Raw genomic sequence first — 16,625 nt, forward strand, 5'->3', positions numbered from 1 at the left:
GTGAAGCGAGGGTGACCTGTGTCCCTCAAATGACGCATCCGCCCTGGTTGACCCATCTGCCTTGTTCAGAACATGGTCCAGACCACTAGGAATCTCACTTGGGCGGCGCCGTCGACTCCCGCACGACCAGACGTGGCCGGAACACGCGGGTGTAGTTGTCCCTCTCCTGCCTGCGGCGATCCGGATCCAAGCGGAGTACCAGCTCGTCGATGGCGGCTGCCGCCATCTCCTCGATCGGCTGCGCGAGGGTCGTCAAAGCGGGCGACGAGTAGGCGGCGAGCGGGATGTCGTCAAACCCGACGACCGAGAGCTCTCCCGGTACGGAAATCCCTCGTTGGTGTGCTTCCCGCATGACACCGAGCGCCATGTGGTCGGACGAGCAGATCACCGCGGTCGGCTTGACCGTGTCGAGCAGCTGGCTCATCGCCACGCCGCCGCCTTCCGCGCTGAACGGCCCGTGCGCGACGTACTCCGAGCCGGCCGGCAGGTGGTTCTCCTCGAGGGCAGCCGCCCACCCGGCGCGCTTCAGGCGTGACGGCAGCGACCGCGCCGGACCGGAGACGAACCCGATCCGCTCGTGGCCCAGGTCGATCAGGTGCTTGGTGGCCATGTAGCCCGCGAGCTGCTCGTCCACCGTCACGTCGGGCACGTCCAGCGCGGGCGTGGCGCCGTTCAGGAAGACCATGTGGACGCCGTCCGCGACGAGCTTCGCGTAGTAGCTCGGCCGGGGGGCCTGACCGAGCGGCACCTCGACGTTGGTGATCTCCGGTGACACGAACACCATGCCCTCGACCCCGCGGGCCAGGAGCATCCGGACGTACTCCTCCTCACCCATCGGGGCGCCGCTGCGCGTGTTGCACAGCAGCGACGAGTAGCCGAGGCGCGCGGCCCGCGTCTCCAGTGCTTCGGCGAACGCGGGGAAGACCGGGTTCGAGAGCTCCGGCACGAGCAGGCCGATCACGCCGGTGCGTTGCAGCGCACCGAGGCCGCGCGGGGTGTACGGCATCTCCGCGAGGACCGACAGCACGCGCTGCCGGGTCTCCTCGTTCACACCTGCGCGCCTGTTGAGGACACGGCTCACGGTCGAGATGGACACCCCGGCTGCCCTGGCGATCTCGGACAGTCCGGACACGTTGCCTCCCTGGTCACGCTCGGTTCGGCGCAAGCCTGCCGCGTTCGGAAAAATTTTGCAACGCGCGTTTGCAAGACGGTGCCGTTACGGCTTGGTTACGGTGCACGTCTTGACCTGACCATGGTTCTGGTAGTGAAATCGCCCGCAACATTCTCGCAAAAACTTGCAAGACCTCTCCTCATTCCGAGGCGAGGCCCCAGCTGGAGGGAACGGCAGCAACGATGCGACGGACAACCCTCGTGACCGCCATGGCGACGGGTGTCGCCCTCGTGCTCACCGCCTGTGGTGGCGGTGGATCGAGCAACAGCGGATCCGACTCGGGCGAAGTGACCTTCTGGGACACCAGCGGCCCCAACGAGAGCCCGGTGTTCAAGAAGATCGCGGAGGACTGCGCCACCAAGGGCGGCTTCAAGGTCAAGGTCGAGACGCAGGCGTTCGACACCGCGCTCGCGAACTACAAGACCGCCGCGCAGGGTGGCCAGGGTCCGGACGTGTTCCGCGCCGAGGTCGCGTGGGTGTCGCAGCTCGCCAAGCTGAGCTACATCGCCGACCTGTCCGACACCGACCTGGCGAAGGACACGTCCGACTTCCTGGAGGCACCGCTCGGCTCCACGAAGTACGACGGCAAGACCTACGCCGTGCCGCAGGTGACCGACTCGCTCGCGCTCTTCTACAACAAGAAGAAGCTCGCCGACGCGGGTGTCGAGCCGCCGAAGACCTGGGACGAGCTCAAGACCGCCGCTGCCAAGCTGGGTGGCGAGAAGTCGTTCTTCCTCAACAACGACGCGTACTACGCGCTGCCGTTCATCTACGGCGAGGGCGGTGACCTGGTCGACGCCTCGGCGAAGAAGATCGTGGTCAACTCCGACAAGAACGTGAAGGCGCTGCAGACCGCCAAGGGCCTGCTCGACGCCAAGGCCGCGTTCACCTCGCTCGACGCGGGCAACTCGTACACCACCATGCAGGCCGCGTTCACCAGCGGTGACGCGGCGATGGTGATCAACGGTCCGTGGTCGGTCGCCGACTACCTCAAGGGCACGGCGTTCACCGACAAGTCGAACCTCGGCATCGCGCCGGTGCCCGGCCCCGCCGCGGGCAAGGGCAGCGCGCCGGTCGGCGGCCACGACTACACGATCCGCCAGGGCACCAAGGCGAAGCAGTCGTCGATCAAGCTGATCCAGTGCATGGCGTCGGTCGAGTCGCAGGCCGCGATCGCCAAGGACCTCGGCCTCCTGCCGACCCGCAAGTCGGCCTACCAGAACGCCGACGTCAAGGCCAACGCCGTCGTGGCCGCGTTCGAGCCGGTCACCAAGGTCGCGCACGAGCGGGCCTGGATCCCCGAGGGCGGTCAGCTGTTCGACCCGCTGAAGATCGCCTACGCCGACGTGCTCGCCGGCAAGAAGGAGGCCAAGGCGGCGCTCGACGAGGTCGCCAAGACCTACAAGGACAACGTCGTTTCCGAGTACTCGATCGGCTGATTGGTGTTGAACGGCCGGGGCTTTCACGAGCCCCGGCTGTTCGCCTGAGGTTCGGAGGAGTTCGGTGCGTCGGTTCCTGGACCGGTACTGGTACGCGTATGCGATGGTGCTGCCGGTCGTGGTGGTCATCGCGGTGTTGGTGCTCTACCCGCTCGCCCAGGGCGTGTTCTTCACCTTCACGAACATCAACGAGGGCAACATCGCCAACCCGGTCCTCGACCGGCCCGCGTCCTACGACGTGGTGGGCTTCAAGAACTACCTGAACATCCTGTCCGGCGGCGAGTCGTACGGCGCGTTCTGGGACACGCTGGTCCGCACGCTGATCTGGACGTTCGCCTGCGTGTTCCTGCACTACGTGGTCGGGCTCGGCCTGGCGTTGCTGCTCAACCGTCAGGTGCGCGGCCGCTCGTTCTACCGGGTGCTGCTGATTCTGCCGTGGGCCGTGCCGGCGTTCATCAGCGCGTTCGCGTGGAAGTACATGTTCAACGCGCAGTACGGGATCATCAACCAGGCCCTGCGCGCGTTCGGACTGCCGGACCCGGTGTGGCTGGGGCAGAACAACTGGGCACTCGTGTCCGTGATCATCGTGAACGTGTGGCTGGGCGTGCCGTTCATGATGGTGGCACTTCTCGGTGGCCTGCAGTCGATTCCGGGCGATCTCTACGAAGCGGCCGAAATGGACGGTGCCACGCCGTGGCAGCGCTTCCGGCACGTGACGTTGCCCGGTCTGCGGTCCGTGTCGTCCACGGTGATCCTGCTCGGCATCATCTGGACGTTCAACATGTTCCCGGTGATCTACCTGGTGGCGGGCCCGAACCCGAACGCCAGGATCCTGGTGACCTACGCGTTCGAGCGCTTCTTCTCCGGCGCGTCGCGTGACTACGCCATCGCGTCGACGTACGGCGTGCTGATCCTTTCGGTGTTGTTGGTGTTCGCCACGATCTACCGGCGGGCGCTGCGCAAGCAGGGCGAGGTGTGGTGATGACGCTCGATGCTTCGTCTCTCCAGGTGGTGCAGGCGCAGGACCGGCGGCTGCGTCGCGCGCACCGTTCCACTGGTGCTTCCGTTGCGCTGCACGCGACTCTGATCGTCGCGTCGATCATCTCGGTGTTCCCGATCTTCTGGGTCTTCGTGACGTCCCTGAAGCCGGACGCCCGCGCGGTCGAGCCCACGCCCAAGCTGGTCAACGAGTCCTCTTTGGACAACTACACCCGGATCCTGGCCGGTGAGAAGGGCGACTTCCTGGCCTGGTTCGGCAACTCCGTGCTGATCGCGTTGATGACGACCGTGCTCGGCGTCTTCATCTCGGCGACCGCGGGCTATGCGGCGTCGCGGTTCCGGTTCCCCGGCAAGCGCGGCCTGATGATGTCGTTCCTGCTGGTGCAGATGTTCCCGTTCGCGGTGCTGATCGTGCCGCTGTACAACATCCTGATCGCGTTGGGGCTCAACGGAACCTCGATCGGCCTGGTGCTCGTCTACTGCACCACCGCGGTGCCGTTCTGCACCTACATGTTGAAGGGCTACTTCGACACCGTGCCGGCGGACATCGACGAGGCCGGTCGCGTGGACGGGCTGTCGCCGTTCGGCGTGTTCTGGCGGCTGATCCTGCCGCTGGCCAAGCCGGGTCTCGCGGTCACGTCGTTCTACGCGTTCCTGACCGCCTGGGGTGAGGTGGCGTTCGCGTCCGCCTTCCTGTCGGCGGCGGACGAGTCGAAGACGCTGGCGGTCGGCCTGCAGGTGTTCGTGCAGCAGAACCGGACCGAGTGGGGGCACCTCGCCGCCGCGTCGATCCTGGTCGCGATCCCCGCGATCATCGTGTTCTACCTGGTGCAGCGCTTCCTGGTGCAGGGCCTCGCCTCGGGCGCGGTCAAGGGCTGACGGTCTCCCGCACCGGCCGATACCGGACGTCCACCTCCGAGTGGGGGTCGTCGGTGTCGAGCCGGTGCAGGTGGATCGGTGGCCCACCCGGGGTTGTCGAAGAACCTGAGGCCGTGGCCGAGGATCACCGGTGTGATGTGCAGGGCGATCTCGTCGACGAGTCCCCGTTCCAGCAGTTGCCGGCCGATGGTCGGCGACAGCACCTCCAGGTCCTTGCCATCCGCCGCTTCGGGGCCGATCCCCGCGTTGGGTACCGCCGGGCGGGCGGGAACGCTGGCGTCAGCCGGACAATCCTGTGGAGACCGTGTAAGACCACCTTGCGTGGCTGTGGTCGCTGAAGCAGGAAGCTGTGCCACCTGCGAGGGCGGCACCGAAACGCGGCGCAGCTGCGTGGGAATCCCAGCCGTTCGCGGCAGGGAGCACGTCAAATCGAGAAGTGCAGTCGCACTTCGCTCATCGGCTTCCTCCTGCGTCAAGTGTTCGCTGGAGGTCGACCGGTGAGCTTCGGAGAACTCATCGGTCGTAGCGCGCCCTGGCCTTCTCGACCTTCGGCAGGTTGTGGTTCGACCACTCGGCGAGGTTGTGGAAGATCGGCGCGAGACTGCGCCCCAGCTCGCTGATCTCGTACTCCACCCGTGGCGGAACTTCCGGGTGGTACGTCCTGGTGATCAGCCCATCTCTCTCGAGCTGCCGCAGCCGTTGCGTGAGGACCTTCGGCGTGATGGTGCCGATCCGCCGTTCCAGCTCCACGAATCGCTGGCGGCCGTGCTGGTTCAGCGTCCACAGGATCGGTGTCGTCCACCGGCTGAAGACCAGGTCGACGACCGGGGCGATCGGGCAGGCCAGCTCCGGCTCCATGGATAGTCACTTTCCTCTAGGTACCTACTAACTTCACGATGTTAGCTTTCCTCGCGATACCGAATCAATCGTCGAGGAGATGCTCGTGATCGTGGTGACTGGGGCGACCGGAAACGTGGGACGCCCGTTGATGGAGTTGTTGGGGGACAAGGCTGTGGGGGTGTCGCGGCCGCAGGTTGATCTCGCCCGGCCGGTGACGTTGGAGCCGGTGCTGGAGGGTGCGGAGGCGCTTTTCCTCTTGTTCGCGGGAGAGTTGCTCGGGCCGGACACGGACATCGCTGCCGTTCTGGACGTCGTGAAGGCTGCGGGTGTCCGTCGCGTGGTGCTGCTGTCGTCGCAGGGTGCCGGCACGCGGCCGGGGATGATTCCGCACTCGCGGTTGGCGTCGTTCGAAGAAGCCGTGCGGCAGTCGAGTCTGGAGTGGACGATCCTGCAACCGAGCGGGTTCTTCACCAACGTCTACGCGTGGGCCGGTCGTGGGGTGGCCGCGGCGCCGTTCGCGGACGTGGCGCTGCCGTTCGTCGATCCGGCGGACATCGCTGCCGTTGCGGCGGTGGCGCTGCAGGGCGGCCACGAGGGGCAGACGTACGTGCTGACCGGGCCGGAGGCGATGACTCCGCGGCAACGGGCGGAAGCGCTCTCATTGCCGTTCGTCCAGCAGTCCGTTGAGGAGGCTCGCGCGCAGATGCGGCAGTTCATGCCGCCGCCCGTTGTGGACGGAACGCTGACCGTTCTCGGTTCGCCCACGCCGGAGGAGCAGCAGGTCAGCGGCCATGTGGAGCAGGTGACCGGACGTCCGGCGACCCGTTTCGCCGACTGGGCTGCCCGGAACGCGCACGCCTTCTGAAACGTAAGCGCTTACGTCTGTTCCCGTAAGCGCTTGCAATGCCTAACGTCGCGCCAAGACAAAGCGGTGAAAGGTGCGTCACATGGCTGAGGTGTCCTACGTCAAGGCGTCGCGGGTGTTCTCCGGCAACCCGCCGGTCCGCGCGGTCGACGAGCTGTCGCTCGACGTGTCCGACGGCGAGTTCCTGGTGCTGGTCGGCCCGTCCGGTTCCGGCAAGTCGACCGCGCTGCGCATGCTCGCGGGCCTCGAGGACGTCGACGAGGGTGCCATCCAGATCGGTGGCAAGGACGTCACCAACGTGCCGCCGAAGGGCCGGGACATCGCCATGGTGTTCCAGTCCTACGCGCTCTACCCGCACATGACGGTCGCGGAGAACATGGGCTTCGCGCTCAAGCTGCGCGGCGTCAACAAGGCCGAGATCAAGGCGAAGGTCGAAGAGGCCGCCAAGATGCTCGACCTCACCAAGTACCTGGAGCGCAAGCCGAAGGCGCTGTCCGGTGGTCAGCGGCAGCGTGTCGCGATGGGTCGCGCCATCGTGCGCGAGCCGTCCGTGTTCCTCATGGACGAGCCGCTGTCCAACCTGGACGCCAAGCTGCGCGTCGAAACCCGTGCGAACATCGCGGCGCTGCAGCAGCGTCTCGGCACCACGACGATCTACGTCACGCACGACCAGGTCGAGGCCATGACGATGGGCCACCGCGTCGCGGTGCTCAAGGACGGTCTGCTGCAGCAGTGCGACACGCCTCGCGCGCTGTACGACCGCCCGGCCAACGCGTTCGTCGCGGGCTTCATCGGTTCGCCGGCCATGAACCTCAAGACCGTGCCGATCACGTCGGAGGGCGCGAAGCTCGACGGCGTCATCGTGCCGCTGTCCCGTGCCGCGCTCGACGCCGCCGGTGGCCTGGACGAGGTCACCTTCGGCATCCGGCCCGAGGCGCTCGGGCTCGTGCCGTCCGGTGACGAGGGCATGGACATGACGGTCGAGCTGGTCGAGGAGCTCGGCGCCGACGCGCTCGTGCACGGTGCGGTGAAGATCGGCGACTCGTCGCAGCGCTTCGTCGTCCGCGTCGACGGCCGTACGCCGCCGACCCTGGGCCAGCACGTCAAGGTCGCCGTCCGCGACACCACCGAGATCCACCTGTTCCACCCCGAATCGGGCGAGCGCCTGGAGGCGTGATTCACACGCGAAAGCCCCCGGCGTGACCGTCGGGGGCTTTTTCATGTCGTAAACTGAACTCGACAACGGTTTCCATTACCTGATCGAGGGATGGCGTGATGACTCTCCGCAACGCTCTGGTCGGCACTCTCGCCGTCGCGAGCCTCGCCGCCTGCGGCACGACCACGCCGTCCGCGGACAGCGGCAAGATCCAGGTCGTCGCCTCCACGAACGTGTGGGGCAGCGTGCTCAAGGCCGTCGGCGGCGACGCGGTCGAGGTCAAGGCGCTGCTGGACGACCCGTCCGCCGACCCGCACTCGTACGAGAGCAAGCCCGCGGACGCCGCGCTGGTCAAGGACGCCAAGCTGGTCGTGTTCAACGGCGGCGGCTACGACAACTTCTTCGCCAAGCTGATCACCAGCGACGCCACCAAGAAGATCGAGGCCTTCCCGCTGCGCGACAACCACGCCGAGCCCACCACCAGCGAGGCCCCCAAGTCCGAGGCGCCGGACGCCGACGGCCACGACCACGACGAGAACGAGCACGTCTGGTACGACTTCCACACCGTGCAGGCGGTGGCCGAGGCGGCCGCGAACGAGCTGGGTGCCCTCGCGCCGGACAAGAAGACGACGTTCGAGAAGAACACCGCGGACTTCACCGCGAAGCTCGAGGAGCTCGAGAAGAAGGTCGACGGCATCGGCAAGGGCAAGAAGGTCGCCGCGACCGAGCCGATCGCGCACTACCTGCTCGACGAGACCGAGGCCGAGGACGTCACGCCCGAGGCGTTCAGCAAGGCGATCGAGGAGGAGGCGGACGTCCCGGCCGCCGCGCTCGCGTCGATGAACCAGCTGGTCGAGGGCAAGCAGATCAACGTGCTGGTGGAGAACACCCAGACCGAGAACCAGGTCACGAAGCAGGTCGTGGAGAAGGCCAAGGCGGCCGGCGTGCCGGTCGTCCAGGTCACCGAGACGCTGCCGGCCGGCGTGACCAGCTACCTTGACTGGATGAGCAAGCAGGTGGACGCGCTTTCGCAGGCGCTCAAGGCATGACCGCGATCTCGCTGCGCGGGGCCCGGCTGTCCTACGGGGACAGGGTGCTGTGGGACGGGCTCGACCTCGACGTCGAGCCCGGTGAGTTCCTCGCGGTGCTCGGCCCCAACGGTTCGGGCAAGACCAGCCTGATGAGGGTGCTGCTGGGTTTGCAGCCGCTCTCTTCCGGTTCGGTCACCGTCGCCGGCGGCAACAACGCCGTCGGCTACATCCCGCAGCAGCGAGCGCTCGACCAGTCCATGACCCTGCGCGGCCGCGACCTCGTCGGCCTCGGTCTCGACGGTTTTCGCTGGGGTCTTGGCCTGCGCAACAGCCGTGCGCGCCGGATTCGCGTCGACGCGGCCATCGAGTCCGTCGGCGCCACTCGGTACGCCGACCAGCCGATCGGCCTGCTGTCCGGTGGTGAGCAGCAACGGCTGCGGGTCGCTCAGGCGCTCGTCGGCGATCCTCGCGTGATGCTCTGCGACGAACCGTTGCTGTCGTTGGATCTCGCGAACCAGCGCATTGTTTCCGAGCTGATCGACAAGCGGCGCCGTGAGGCTGACACGGCGGTTTTGTTCGTGACGCACGAGCTGAATCCGGTGCTGCCGTTGGTGGATCGGGTGCTGTACCTGGTGGGCGGACGGTTCCGCGTCGGCACGCCGGATGAGGTCATGAACTCCCGCACGCTGTCCGAGTTGTATCGCACGCCCGTTGAAGTTGTCCGGGTGCGTGACCAGATCTTGGTTGTGGGCGCTGGGGCCTGCGAGGAGCAGACGCATCACCTGACCGCTGAGGCGGCGTCGTGACGATCTTCGATCTGCTCGAGCTCGACTTCGTGCAGACCGCGTTGATCGCGGCTGCTGTGCTCGGTCTCGTCGCTGGGGTGCTTGGGCCGTTCATCGTCACCCGCAAGATGGCTTTTGCTGTGCATGGCACCAGTGAGCTTGCGTTCACCGGTGGTGCCGCTGCGTTGCTGCTCGGGGTTGGGGTTGGGTACGGCGCACTCGCCGGGTCGATTCTGGCCGCTGTGCTGCTCGGGGTGTTGTCTCGGCGGGAGAGTGATCGCGACTCGGTCATCGGGGCGATCCTCGCGTTCGGGCTCGGTATGGGGATTTTGATGCTCGCGCTCTACAAAGGGCGGGCTGCCAACAAGTTCAGCTTGCTGACCGGTCAGATCGTCGGGGTCGACTCGACCGACCTGAGGCTGCTGGTGGTCTCCTCCGTGGCCGTTCTGGCTGTGCTGGCGTTCATCTACCGACCGTTGTTCTTCGCTTCTGTCGATCCGGATGTGGCGATTGCGCGCGGGGTTCCGGTGCGCACGCTGTCGATCGTGTTCGCTGTGCTGGTCGGGGTTGCCACTGCGCTGTCTGTGCAGGTTGTTGGGGCGTTGCTGGTGCTGGCGTTGATGATCACGCCTGCCGCTGCTGCTATGCGCGTCACCGCTTCGCCGTTGCGGGCTACCGTGCTGTCGGTGGTTTTTGCCGAGGTTGCAGCTGTTGGGGGGATTTTGTTGTCGCTGCAGCCTGGGTTGCCGGTTTCTGCTCTGGTCACTGCGGTGAGCTTTGTGATTTACCTGGTTTGTCGTGGGGTTGGGGCTGTTCGGCGGCGGGCTGCTTGAGGGGTCCGGCGGTTCCGCCGTTCCGGCGGTTCGCTTGGGGTCCGTAGGTCGGGCTGCGCCATCGCCGTGAAGATCGCCAGCAGTTTCAGGCCCGCTCGGTACCTTGGGTCGCGGGGGAGCCTGAGCTCAAGGGGACCCTTGCGGCAGTCTGCTTAGGCTGTGCGCGAGGTGATCGGCTTGGTGATGTCGTCTGCTCGTGGCGCCGGCATCAGGCGCGGCGGGATGTCCAGGCCTGCTACGCGGACCTGGTTGCGGCCGTTTTCCTTTGCCTTGTACAGGGCGGCGTCTGCGGAGTGTTGGGCCGTGGCCATGTCCGGCCCGTTGTCCGGGATTACCGCCACGCCGATTGAGGCCGAGATCGCTTGCAGCGACTCGCCTTCTGGCTCGGAGGGTTTGGTTTCGCGGCCGTAGAGCGTGACCACGTTGCGGTGCTTGTCGGTCGTGGGGACGGCCAAGGAACCGATGGCCTCGCGGATGCGTTCGGCGATGGTCACGCCTTGGGCCACCGGGGTGTCCTTCAAAGCGACGACGAATTCCTCGCCGCCGTCTCGGCCCGCTACGTCGCCTGGGCGGAGCTTTTCGCGGAGGATTCGGCCCACTTCGGCCAGGACGGCGTTGCCTGCTGGGTGGCCCCAGGTGTCGTTGATGCGCTTGAAGTGGTCGAGGTCGATGACCAGGACGGTCATCGGTTCGCCGTCGATTCGGCAGCGCTCGGCCAGGCGGCCTGCGTACTCGGCCAGGCCGTTGGTGTTGAGCAGACCCGTTCGGTAGTCGGTGTGGGCGTCTGCGGCCAGGCGCTGGTGGAGCTGTTCTTGTTCGCGCAGCAGGCGTTCCAGGTGGGCTCGGCGTTCGCCTGCGCGGGAGAGCAGGGCGTTCACGAGGATCACCGGCACGACCAGCAGGAGCGGGCCTACCCAGTGCGACGTCATGAGCATGCCCAGCATGGCGCCGGCGCCGAGGGTGCTCATTTCGAGCATGTTGTCGACTTTGGAGCCGAGGAAGTCGAGGACCTTCGAGTTCGGGGTGACGATTTTGAAGGCGACCGCGACGGTCATCACCTGGATGAACCAGTAGAGGACTGCGGTGATGGCCAGTACGAGGACGAGGCCGAGGTCGGTTGGGACGTTGCCGGTGGCTGCCAGGGAAACACCCGAAAGGTGGACTACTGCCCACGAGAGGAGGGTGGAGGCGAGCATCGAGGCGGTGCCGAAGACGAAGCGGTAGGGCTGGCGGCGGGCGATCGGCTGGATCAGGATGCGCATCCAGATCGTTGCGATCACGGCCAGGCCGCCGGGGAGGGCCACGGCTGCGGCGAAGGTCCAGACCGAGGTCAGGTCGATGTGCGGGCCGGAGGCTTCGTTGCGGCGGGCCTCTTCTGCGCGGCGGACCACGGTCAGGTGAATTGTGATCGCGGCGATCAGCGCGCCGAAGCGGAGCCAGTCGGAGGTGCTGACTGAGGTCAGCCTCGTCAGCAGCCAAATGGAGGCCACGGCTACGGCCGCTTCGAGCACGAAAAAGTATGCGATCGCACTAGGCGCAACGGTCCAAAGGTCCCAGTTGCGAATCGGAGTCAAGCCGAGTGCCCGCGATCGCCTGCGATCAGTCAAACTGTTCTTCACCACGACCCCCTACGCTCATGGCACATCATGAGCAAAGCCGCCGCTGACCAGGTCGTAGACCTACCGCGCTGCTGCTCGTTGCAACGAGGAGGTGCCTTCCATGTGCAACCGTGACTTCTGACGCCGCCTTCCTCTTCGCGACCCGACTTCTAACGCACCTAGATCATCAGGTGCCTCTAGTACGGATATCGCTATTGGTGACTGTTCTGTTTCAGATTGCCACCGCCTTCGTGTCGTTGCGACCGCGAGCGCGTCGCCAGGCGATGGTGGCTTGGGTCGCCAGCAGCAGTCCGATACCGCCCGCTCCCGCGATCGTGGCCGTGACCGATCCGATCGAATGGGCGACGACACCGGCCAGCGCCATTCCTCCGCCCTGGCTCGAGCGCAACGCCGCGCGGCCAATGCCATAAGCCCTTCCTCGGTACTGATCCGGTAGCAGCCGCATCCAGGCTGAACGAGCAGGCGTGTGATAAGCCCCGCCTATACCGGCAATCACCAGCAAAACGATCGTCCACGTCAGGTTCGGGTTGAACGCGAACATGATCAATGGTGCCAGCGACAGGATCGCGAGTGGACCGATCAGCCGTTCTCGCTTCGCCGGATCTCGCACGAGGCGGAAGAGCAGTGCCACGCCCAGGACGTTCGCAGCCGGCTCGATCGCCAGGATCAGGCCCACCGCCCACACGGCGTTGAGGCTGGCCGCCAACGGGACCGCGAGTCCTTCCGGGACCATCGCGAGGCCCGCGAGCAGGCGGACGCCCAGCAGGGTGCGCAATCGCGGCTCGGAGACCATCAGCGTCAGCACGCCGCGTGGTTCGTCGTCCTTCTTCTTGCGGCCCAGCGGATCCGCGGCGGGACGGTGCTTCACGGACACCTGCACCAAGATCGCCAGGAGGGCGAACGTGCCGGCGTTGATCGCGAGTGCCACGCCCGGGTTGGTGTGGGCGACGAGGAAGCCTGCGGCGGCGAGGCCGGCCATCTGAGCTATGTCGACGGACGTGCCGAACAGTGCCACGCCGTCGTCGTAGCGGTGCTTCGGCAGGACGTGCGGGAGGCTGGCCTCCTGGGCCGCGAGGTAGGGCGAGGAGATCGCCAGCACCGCCACGAGCAGCACGATCATGGCCCAGAGCGGCATGCCCGGAATGGCCATCGCGGCCATCAGCACGGCCTGTGACCACGCCGTCGTCACCATTACCGTGCGTCGCGGGAAGCGGTCGGCGACCCAGCCGAGCAACGGGCCCGAAATCAGCGGCGGGAAGAGCGTCAGCGACCAGGTGAGGGCTGTCCAGGCAGCGGATTGTGTTCGTTCGAATACGAGCAGTGACAATGCCACTGCCGCGAGTTGGTCACCGGCGGTCGAAGCGGTCGAACCGATCCACATGGCGCGGAACTCGCGCAAACCGACGAGGTCGCGGAGAGCGCCGCGGGTCGTCATGCGGGTCCTCGGCGCACCGCGGCACAGGCGCGACGAATCAGCAGGTCCTGATTCGCTCTACGCCGAGTCACGTCGCCCCCGCCGGTGGTAATCAATTTCTATCGACAATCACGGTAGAAGCTGCCTGACCGTTCAACGTCTGTCCTACCACAGTGTGTACCTAAACGGAGCAGGCCAGTTACCTAAAGTAGTTACAATAGCGAAACGTAGAGCTGATCTTCTTCACAGTTGACCTCGGGTTCGCCTGATTGGACCCCAAATGGTCACAGGCTGTGTCAACCGGTGCCAAACGGGTGTCACCTGCTCGGCCAACCGGTGCAACGTGGTCCGACTCCTGCCTGCAGAGCCGGCAATTAGCCAACGGAGGAGAACGTACCCGCGCTCGGGAGTGCCGCGGAATAGGCCACGCCGTTTGTCATGCCAGTCACCTGCAAACTTCTGGCAACTGTGGAGATCGCAGTTTCCTGGCTGCGAAACCTAAACCGGTTTCGCAGCCAGGAAACGATCACTAACGTCGGCGAATGAACGCGCTTGGCGTCGAGAACCAGCCGATAACGTCAGGCTGTTCTCAGCCCTTGGCCGCGATCCGGCGGCGTCGTGCCACCTCGGCCAGCACGACACCCGCGGCAACGGACGCGTTGAGCGACTCCACGCCCGTGGCCATCGGGATCGACACGGTCTGGTCGCAGGTCTCCTTGACCAGACGGCCGAGGCCGCGGCCCTCCGAGCCCACCACGACGACCAGCGGGCCGGTCGCGAGGTCCAGACCGTCGACGTCCACGTCGCCGTCGGCGTCCAGGCCCACGATCATCAGGCCTGCCTCCGCCCAGTCGCGCAGCGTGCGGGTGAGGTTCGTGGCCATCGCGATGGGCAGCTTGGCCGCCGTGCCCGCGCTGGTCCGCCAGGCGACCGCCGTCATCGACGCACTGCGCCGTTGCGGCAGCACCACGCCGTGCGCACCGAACGCCGCGGCCGAACGCACGACGGCACCCAGGTTGCGCGGGTCCGTCACGCCGTCGAGGGCCACCAGCAGCGGCGGCACACCGGCACGCTGAGCGAGCTCGAGCAACTCATCGGGTGACGCGTACTCGAACGGGGGAACTTGCAGCCCGAGGCCCTGGTGCATCGCGCCGCCGGTGATCCGGTCGAGCTCGCCGCGGGCCACCTCCAGCACGGAGATGCCCCGGTCGGCGGCCAGGCGCACGGCCTCGGCCACGCGGTCGTCCGCGTCGATCCCGAGCGCCACGTACAGCGCCGTCGCCGGCGTGCCCGCGCGCAGGCACTCCACGACGGGGTTGCGGCCCGCGACGGTCTCCGCCTGGGCCTTCTCGGTCTTCTGGCGCCGCTGCGTCTTGACGGCCTCGGTCTTCGCCACCACCTTGGCCCGCTTGTAGGCGGGGTGGTTCGGGCGGTCCGACGCCTTCGGGGTCGGACCCTTGCCCTGCAGCCCCTTGGACTTCTGCCCGCCGGAGCCGACGACCGCGCCCTTCTTCGAGCCCGGATTGCGCATCGCGCCCTTGCGCTTGGAGTTGCCAGCCACGGAAGTCAGTCGTCCTTCAAAGTCCACTGCGGACCGTCGGGGGTGTCCTCGACGGCGATGCCCGCTTCGTCCAGTTGGTTCCGCAACGCGTCAGCGCGGGCGAAGTCCCTGGTCTTGCGGGCTTCCTGGCGCTCGACGAGCAGCCGATCCACCAGCGTGGTCAACGCCTGCCGCATGCCGAGGTCGGCAGACGACTGGTCGTTCCACTTCGGCGACAACGGGTCGACGCCGAGGATGTCGGCCATCCGGCGCACGCACTCGGCCGCCTCGCGGGCCTTGTCGTGGTCGCCGTCGGCGAGCGCCGTGTTCCCCTGCCGCACCTTGTTGTGCAGCGCGGCCACGGCCTGCGGGGTGTTCAGGTCGTTGTCCATCGCAACGACGAAATCCGGGCACATGTCGCCACGCAACTGGATCTGGCCCACGCGTTCGGCAACGCGGCGCAGGAACGACTCGATGCGCCCGTACGACGTCACCGCCTCCTGCAGAGCCTCTTCCGAGTACTCGATGTGCGACCGGTAGTGCGGTGCCACGAGGTAGTACCGCAGTTCCTGGGCGCGCACCTTTTCCAGCATCACCGGGATGGACACGGTGTTGCCGAGCGACTTGGCCATCTTCTCGCCGGACAGCGTCACCCAGTAGTTGTGCATCCAGTAGTTGGCGAAGCCGTCACCGGCCGCGCGCGACTGGGCCTGCTCGTTCTCGTGGTGCGGGAAGATCAGGTCGAGCCCGCCCCCGTGGATGTCGAACGTGCTGCCGAGGTACTCCGTGGCCATCGCCGAGCACTCGAGGTGCCAGCCGGGCCTGCCGTGGCCCCACGGCGTCGGCCAGGAGGGCTCACCGGGCTTCGCGGCCTTCCACAGCGTGAAGTCGCGCGGGTCGCGCTTGCCGCGCACCGCCGTCTCGCCCTGCTCCACGGAGTCGAGCTTCTGCCCGGACAACGCGCCGTACTCGGGGAACGAGCGCACGTCGAAGTAGACGTCGCCGTCGACGTCGTACGCGTGGTTCTTGTCGATCAGCCGCTGCATCAGCTCGATCATCTGCGTGATGTGGCCGGTGGCGCGCGGCGCGTACGACGGCGGCAGGCAGCCCAGCGCGTCGTAGGCGTCCTCGAAGGCGCGCTCGTGCGTGTACGCCCACTCCCACCACGGCCGGTTGTGCTCAGCGGCCTTGGTGAGGATCTTGTCGTCGATGTCGGTGACGTTGCGGACCAGGATGACGTCGGCACCGTCGCGGGCGAGCCAGCGACGGAGCACGTCGAAGTTCAGGCCGCTGCGGACGTGCCCGATGTGCGGCACGCCCTGCACGGTCGCCCCACACACGTAGATCGACGCCGTTCCGTTGACCTGCGGGTGGAACTCCCGCAGAGACCGGCTCGCCGTGTCGTAGATGTGGAGGCTCACACGGGAATGGTACGGGCCACATCCAAAAGAGCGTTGGGGCGGTCACTCGTCGGAACCGGGTTGACGAGCCGGAAGGAGCAGCCGATGGCCTCTGCGCCACCGTCCGCCTCCTCGCTGTCGCCGACCATTACGGCGTTGCGGGGATCGACGCCCAGCCGTTCGCACGCGCTGGTGAAGATCTTCGGATCCGGCTTGATCACGCCTTCCTCGTAGGAGAGCACGAACTCGTCCACCAGGTGCGTCAGCCCGAACCGCTCGAACACCGGGCGGATGTCCCAGCCGATGTTGCTGACGACCGCGACCGGGATGTCGGCGAGATGTTCCAGCGCCGCCCTCGTGTCCGGGTACGGCTGCCACGACTCGGCGTCGATCAGCTGGTCGTACAGCACCTCTGCGTCTGGCACCAGCGAGTCGTTCAGCACTCGGACGTGCACCCAGCGGTGGACGTCGGGGTCGAGGTCGCGGCGGTGCCACGCGTCGACCAGTTCGGGGTCCATGCCGTCGGCGATGCCGACAGGGGCGGTGAGCGCACGCATCAGGTCCGCGTTGGACGCCAGCTCGGGGTGTTCGAGCCGGAAGAGCGTGCCGGAGAAGTCGAAGAGCGCGGCGCGGATCGTCACGCCCCCGACTCTA

16 protein-coding genes are annotated in these 16,625 nt (G+C 66.7%); 8 read left to right on the forward strand and 8 right to left on the reverse strand.

Going from position 1 to position 16,625, the window contains the following annotated elements; translation table 11 throughout:
- Positions 1–94 precede the first annotated feature (94 nt).
- Positions 95–1,132: a LacI family DNA-binding transcriptional regulator gene (locus tag DI276_RS08130; RefSeq protein WP_112262649.1), complete on the reverse strand. Its 1,038-nt coding sequence runs from the start codon at positions 1,130–1,132 to the stop codon at positions 95–97.
- Between the two features lie 221 nt (positions 1,133–1,353).
- Here DI276_RS08130 and DI276_RS08135 point away from each other — a divergent pair, with 221 nt between their 5' ends.
- From DI276_RS08135 to DI276_RS08145, 3 genes are all read left to right on the forward strand, one after another.
- Complete coding sequence (locus DI276_RS08135) at positions 1,354–2,610, forward strand: extracellular solute-binding protein (RefSeq protein ID WP_112262650.1); 1,257 nt, start codon at positions 1,354–1,356, stop codon at positions 2,608–2,610.
- A 64-nt stretch (positions 2,611–2,674) separates the two neighbouring features.
- Complete coding sequence (locus tag DI276_RS08140; protein WP_408610503.1) at positions 2,675–3,592, forward strand: carbohydrate ABC transporter permease; 918 nt, start codon at positions 2,675–2,677, stop codon at positions 3,590–3,592.
- Complete coding sequence (locus DI276_RS08145; RefSeq protein ID WP_112262768.1) at positions 3,592–4,488, forward strand: sugar ABC transporter permease; 897 nt, start codon at positions 3,592–3,594, stop codon at positions 4,486–4,488. The genes DI276_RS08140 and DI276_RS08145 overlap by 1 nt, the downstream gene beginning before the upstream one ends.
- Here DI276_RS08145 and DI276_RS53240 read toward each other — a convergent pair.
- Together DI276_RS53240 and DI276_RS08155 are read right to left on the reverse strand one after the other, a co-directional pair.
- On the reverse strand, positions 4,431–4,859 hold the full coding sequence (locus tag DI276_RS53240; RefSeq protein WP_332874628.1) for a dihydrofolate reductase family protein: 429 nt from the start codon (positions 4,857–4,859) through the stop codon (positions 4,431–4,433). The two genes, DI276_RS08145 and DI276_RS53240, sit on opposite strands and share 58 nt — an antisense overlap.
- Before the next feature lie 142 nt (positions 4,860–5,001).
- Entirely contained in the window at positions 5,002–5,346 is a 345-nt protein-coding gene (locus DI276_RS08155) for a winged helix-turn-helix transcriptional regulator (protein ID WP_112262651.1), read from the reverse strand.
- Positions 5,347–5,431: 85 nt separating this feature from the next.
- Here DI276_RS08155 and DI276_RS08160 point away from each other — a divergent pair, with 85 nt between their 5' ends.
- The 5 genes from DI276_RS08160 (at position 5,432) to DI276_RS08180 (ending at position 9,998) form a co-directional block, all read left to right on the forward strand.
- Entirely contained in the window at positions 5,432–6,193 is a 762-nt protein-coding gene (locus tag DI276_RS08160) for an NAD(P)H-binding protein (protein ID WP_112262769.1), read from the forward strand.
- Between the two features lie 82 nt (positions 6,194–6,275).
- The gene (locus tag DI276_RS08165) at positions 6,276–7,370 is read left to right on the forward strand and encodes an ABC transporter ATP-binding protein (RefSeq protein WP_112262652.1); all 1,095 of its coding nucleotides are present in this window, start codon (positions 6,276–6,278) and stop codon (positions 7,368–7,370) included.
- Positions 7,371–7,468: 98 nt separating this feature from the next.
- Positions 7,469–8,398: a metal ABC transporter solute-binding protein, Zn/Mn family gene (locus DI276_RS08170; RefSeq protein WP_112262653.1), complete on the forward strand. Its 930-nt coding sequence runs from the start codon at positions 7,469–7,471 to the stop codon at positions 8,396–8,398.
- Positions 8,395–9,186: a metal ABC transporter ATP-binding protein gene (locus DI276_RS08175; RefSeq protein ID WP_112262654.1), complete on the forward strand. Its 792-nt coding sequence runs from the start codon at positions 8,395–8,397 to the stop codon at positions 9,184–9,186. The genes DI276_RS08170 and DI276_RS08175 overlap by 4 nt, the downstream gene beginning before the upstream one ends.
- Positions 9,183–9,998: a metal ABC transporter permease gene (locus DI276_RS08180; RefSeq protein WP_112262655.1), complete on the forward strand. Its 816-nt coding sequence runs from the start codon at positions 9,183–9,185 to the stop codon at positions 9,996–9,998. Before DI276_RS08175 ends, DI276_RS08180 begins: the two co-directional genes overlap by 4 nt.
- A 152-nt stretch (positions 9,999–10,150) precedes the next feature.
- On the opposite strand, the gene DI276_RS08185 is transcribed toward DI276_RS08180, so the two are convergent.
- From DI276_RS08185 to DI276_RS08205, 5 genes are all read right to left on the reverse strand, one after another.
- Positions 10,151–11,488, reverse strand: a complete 1,338-nt coding sequence (locus DI276_RS08185) for a GGDEF domain-containing protein (RefSeq protein ID WP_232836525.1) — start codon at positions 11,486–11,488, stop codon at positions 10,151–10,153.
- A gap of 340 nt (positions 11,489–11,828) precedes the next feature.
- A complete protein-coding gene (locus DI276_RS08190; RefSeq protein ID WP_112262656.1) occupies positions 11,829–13,052 on the reverse strand; it encodes an MFS transporter in 1,224 nt (407 codons plus the stop codon).
- Between the two features lie 568 nt (positions 13,053–13,620).
- Positions 13,621–14,592: a 23S rRNA (guanosine(2251)-2'-O)-methyltransferase RlmB gene (rlmB, locus tag DI276_RS08195; protein WP_112262657.1), complete on the reverse strand. Its 972-nt coding sequence runs from the start codon at positions 14,590–14,592 to the stop codon at positions 13,621–13,623.
- Positions 14,593–14,597: 5 nt separating this feature from the next.
- Positions 14,598–15,992 (reverse strand): cysteine--tRNA ligase, encoded by a 1,395-nt coding sequence (gene cysS / locus DI276_RS08200; RefSeq protein ID WP_112262658.1) that lies wholly within the window; start codon positions 15,990–15,992, stop codon positions 14,598–14,600.
- Positions 15,989–16,612: an HAD family hydrolase gene (locus DI276_RS08205; protein ID WP_112262659.1), complete on the reverse strand. Its 624-nt coding sequence runs from the start codon at positions 16,610–16,612 to the stop codon at positions 15,989–15,991. Before DI276_RS08205 ends, cysS begins: the two co-directional genes overlap by 4 nt.
- Between the last annotated feature and the right edge of the window lie 13 nt (positions 16,613–16,625).

Origin of the sequence: Lentzea terrae (assembly GCF_003265345.1) — a bacterium.
In the GTDB taxonomy this organism is placed as follows: domain Bacteria; phylum Actinomycetota; class Actinomycetes; order Mycobacteriales; family Pseudonocardiaceae; genus Lentzea; species Lentzea terrae.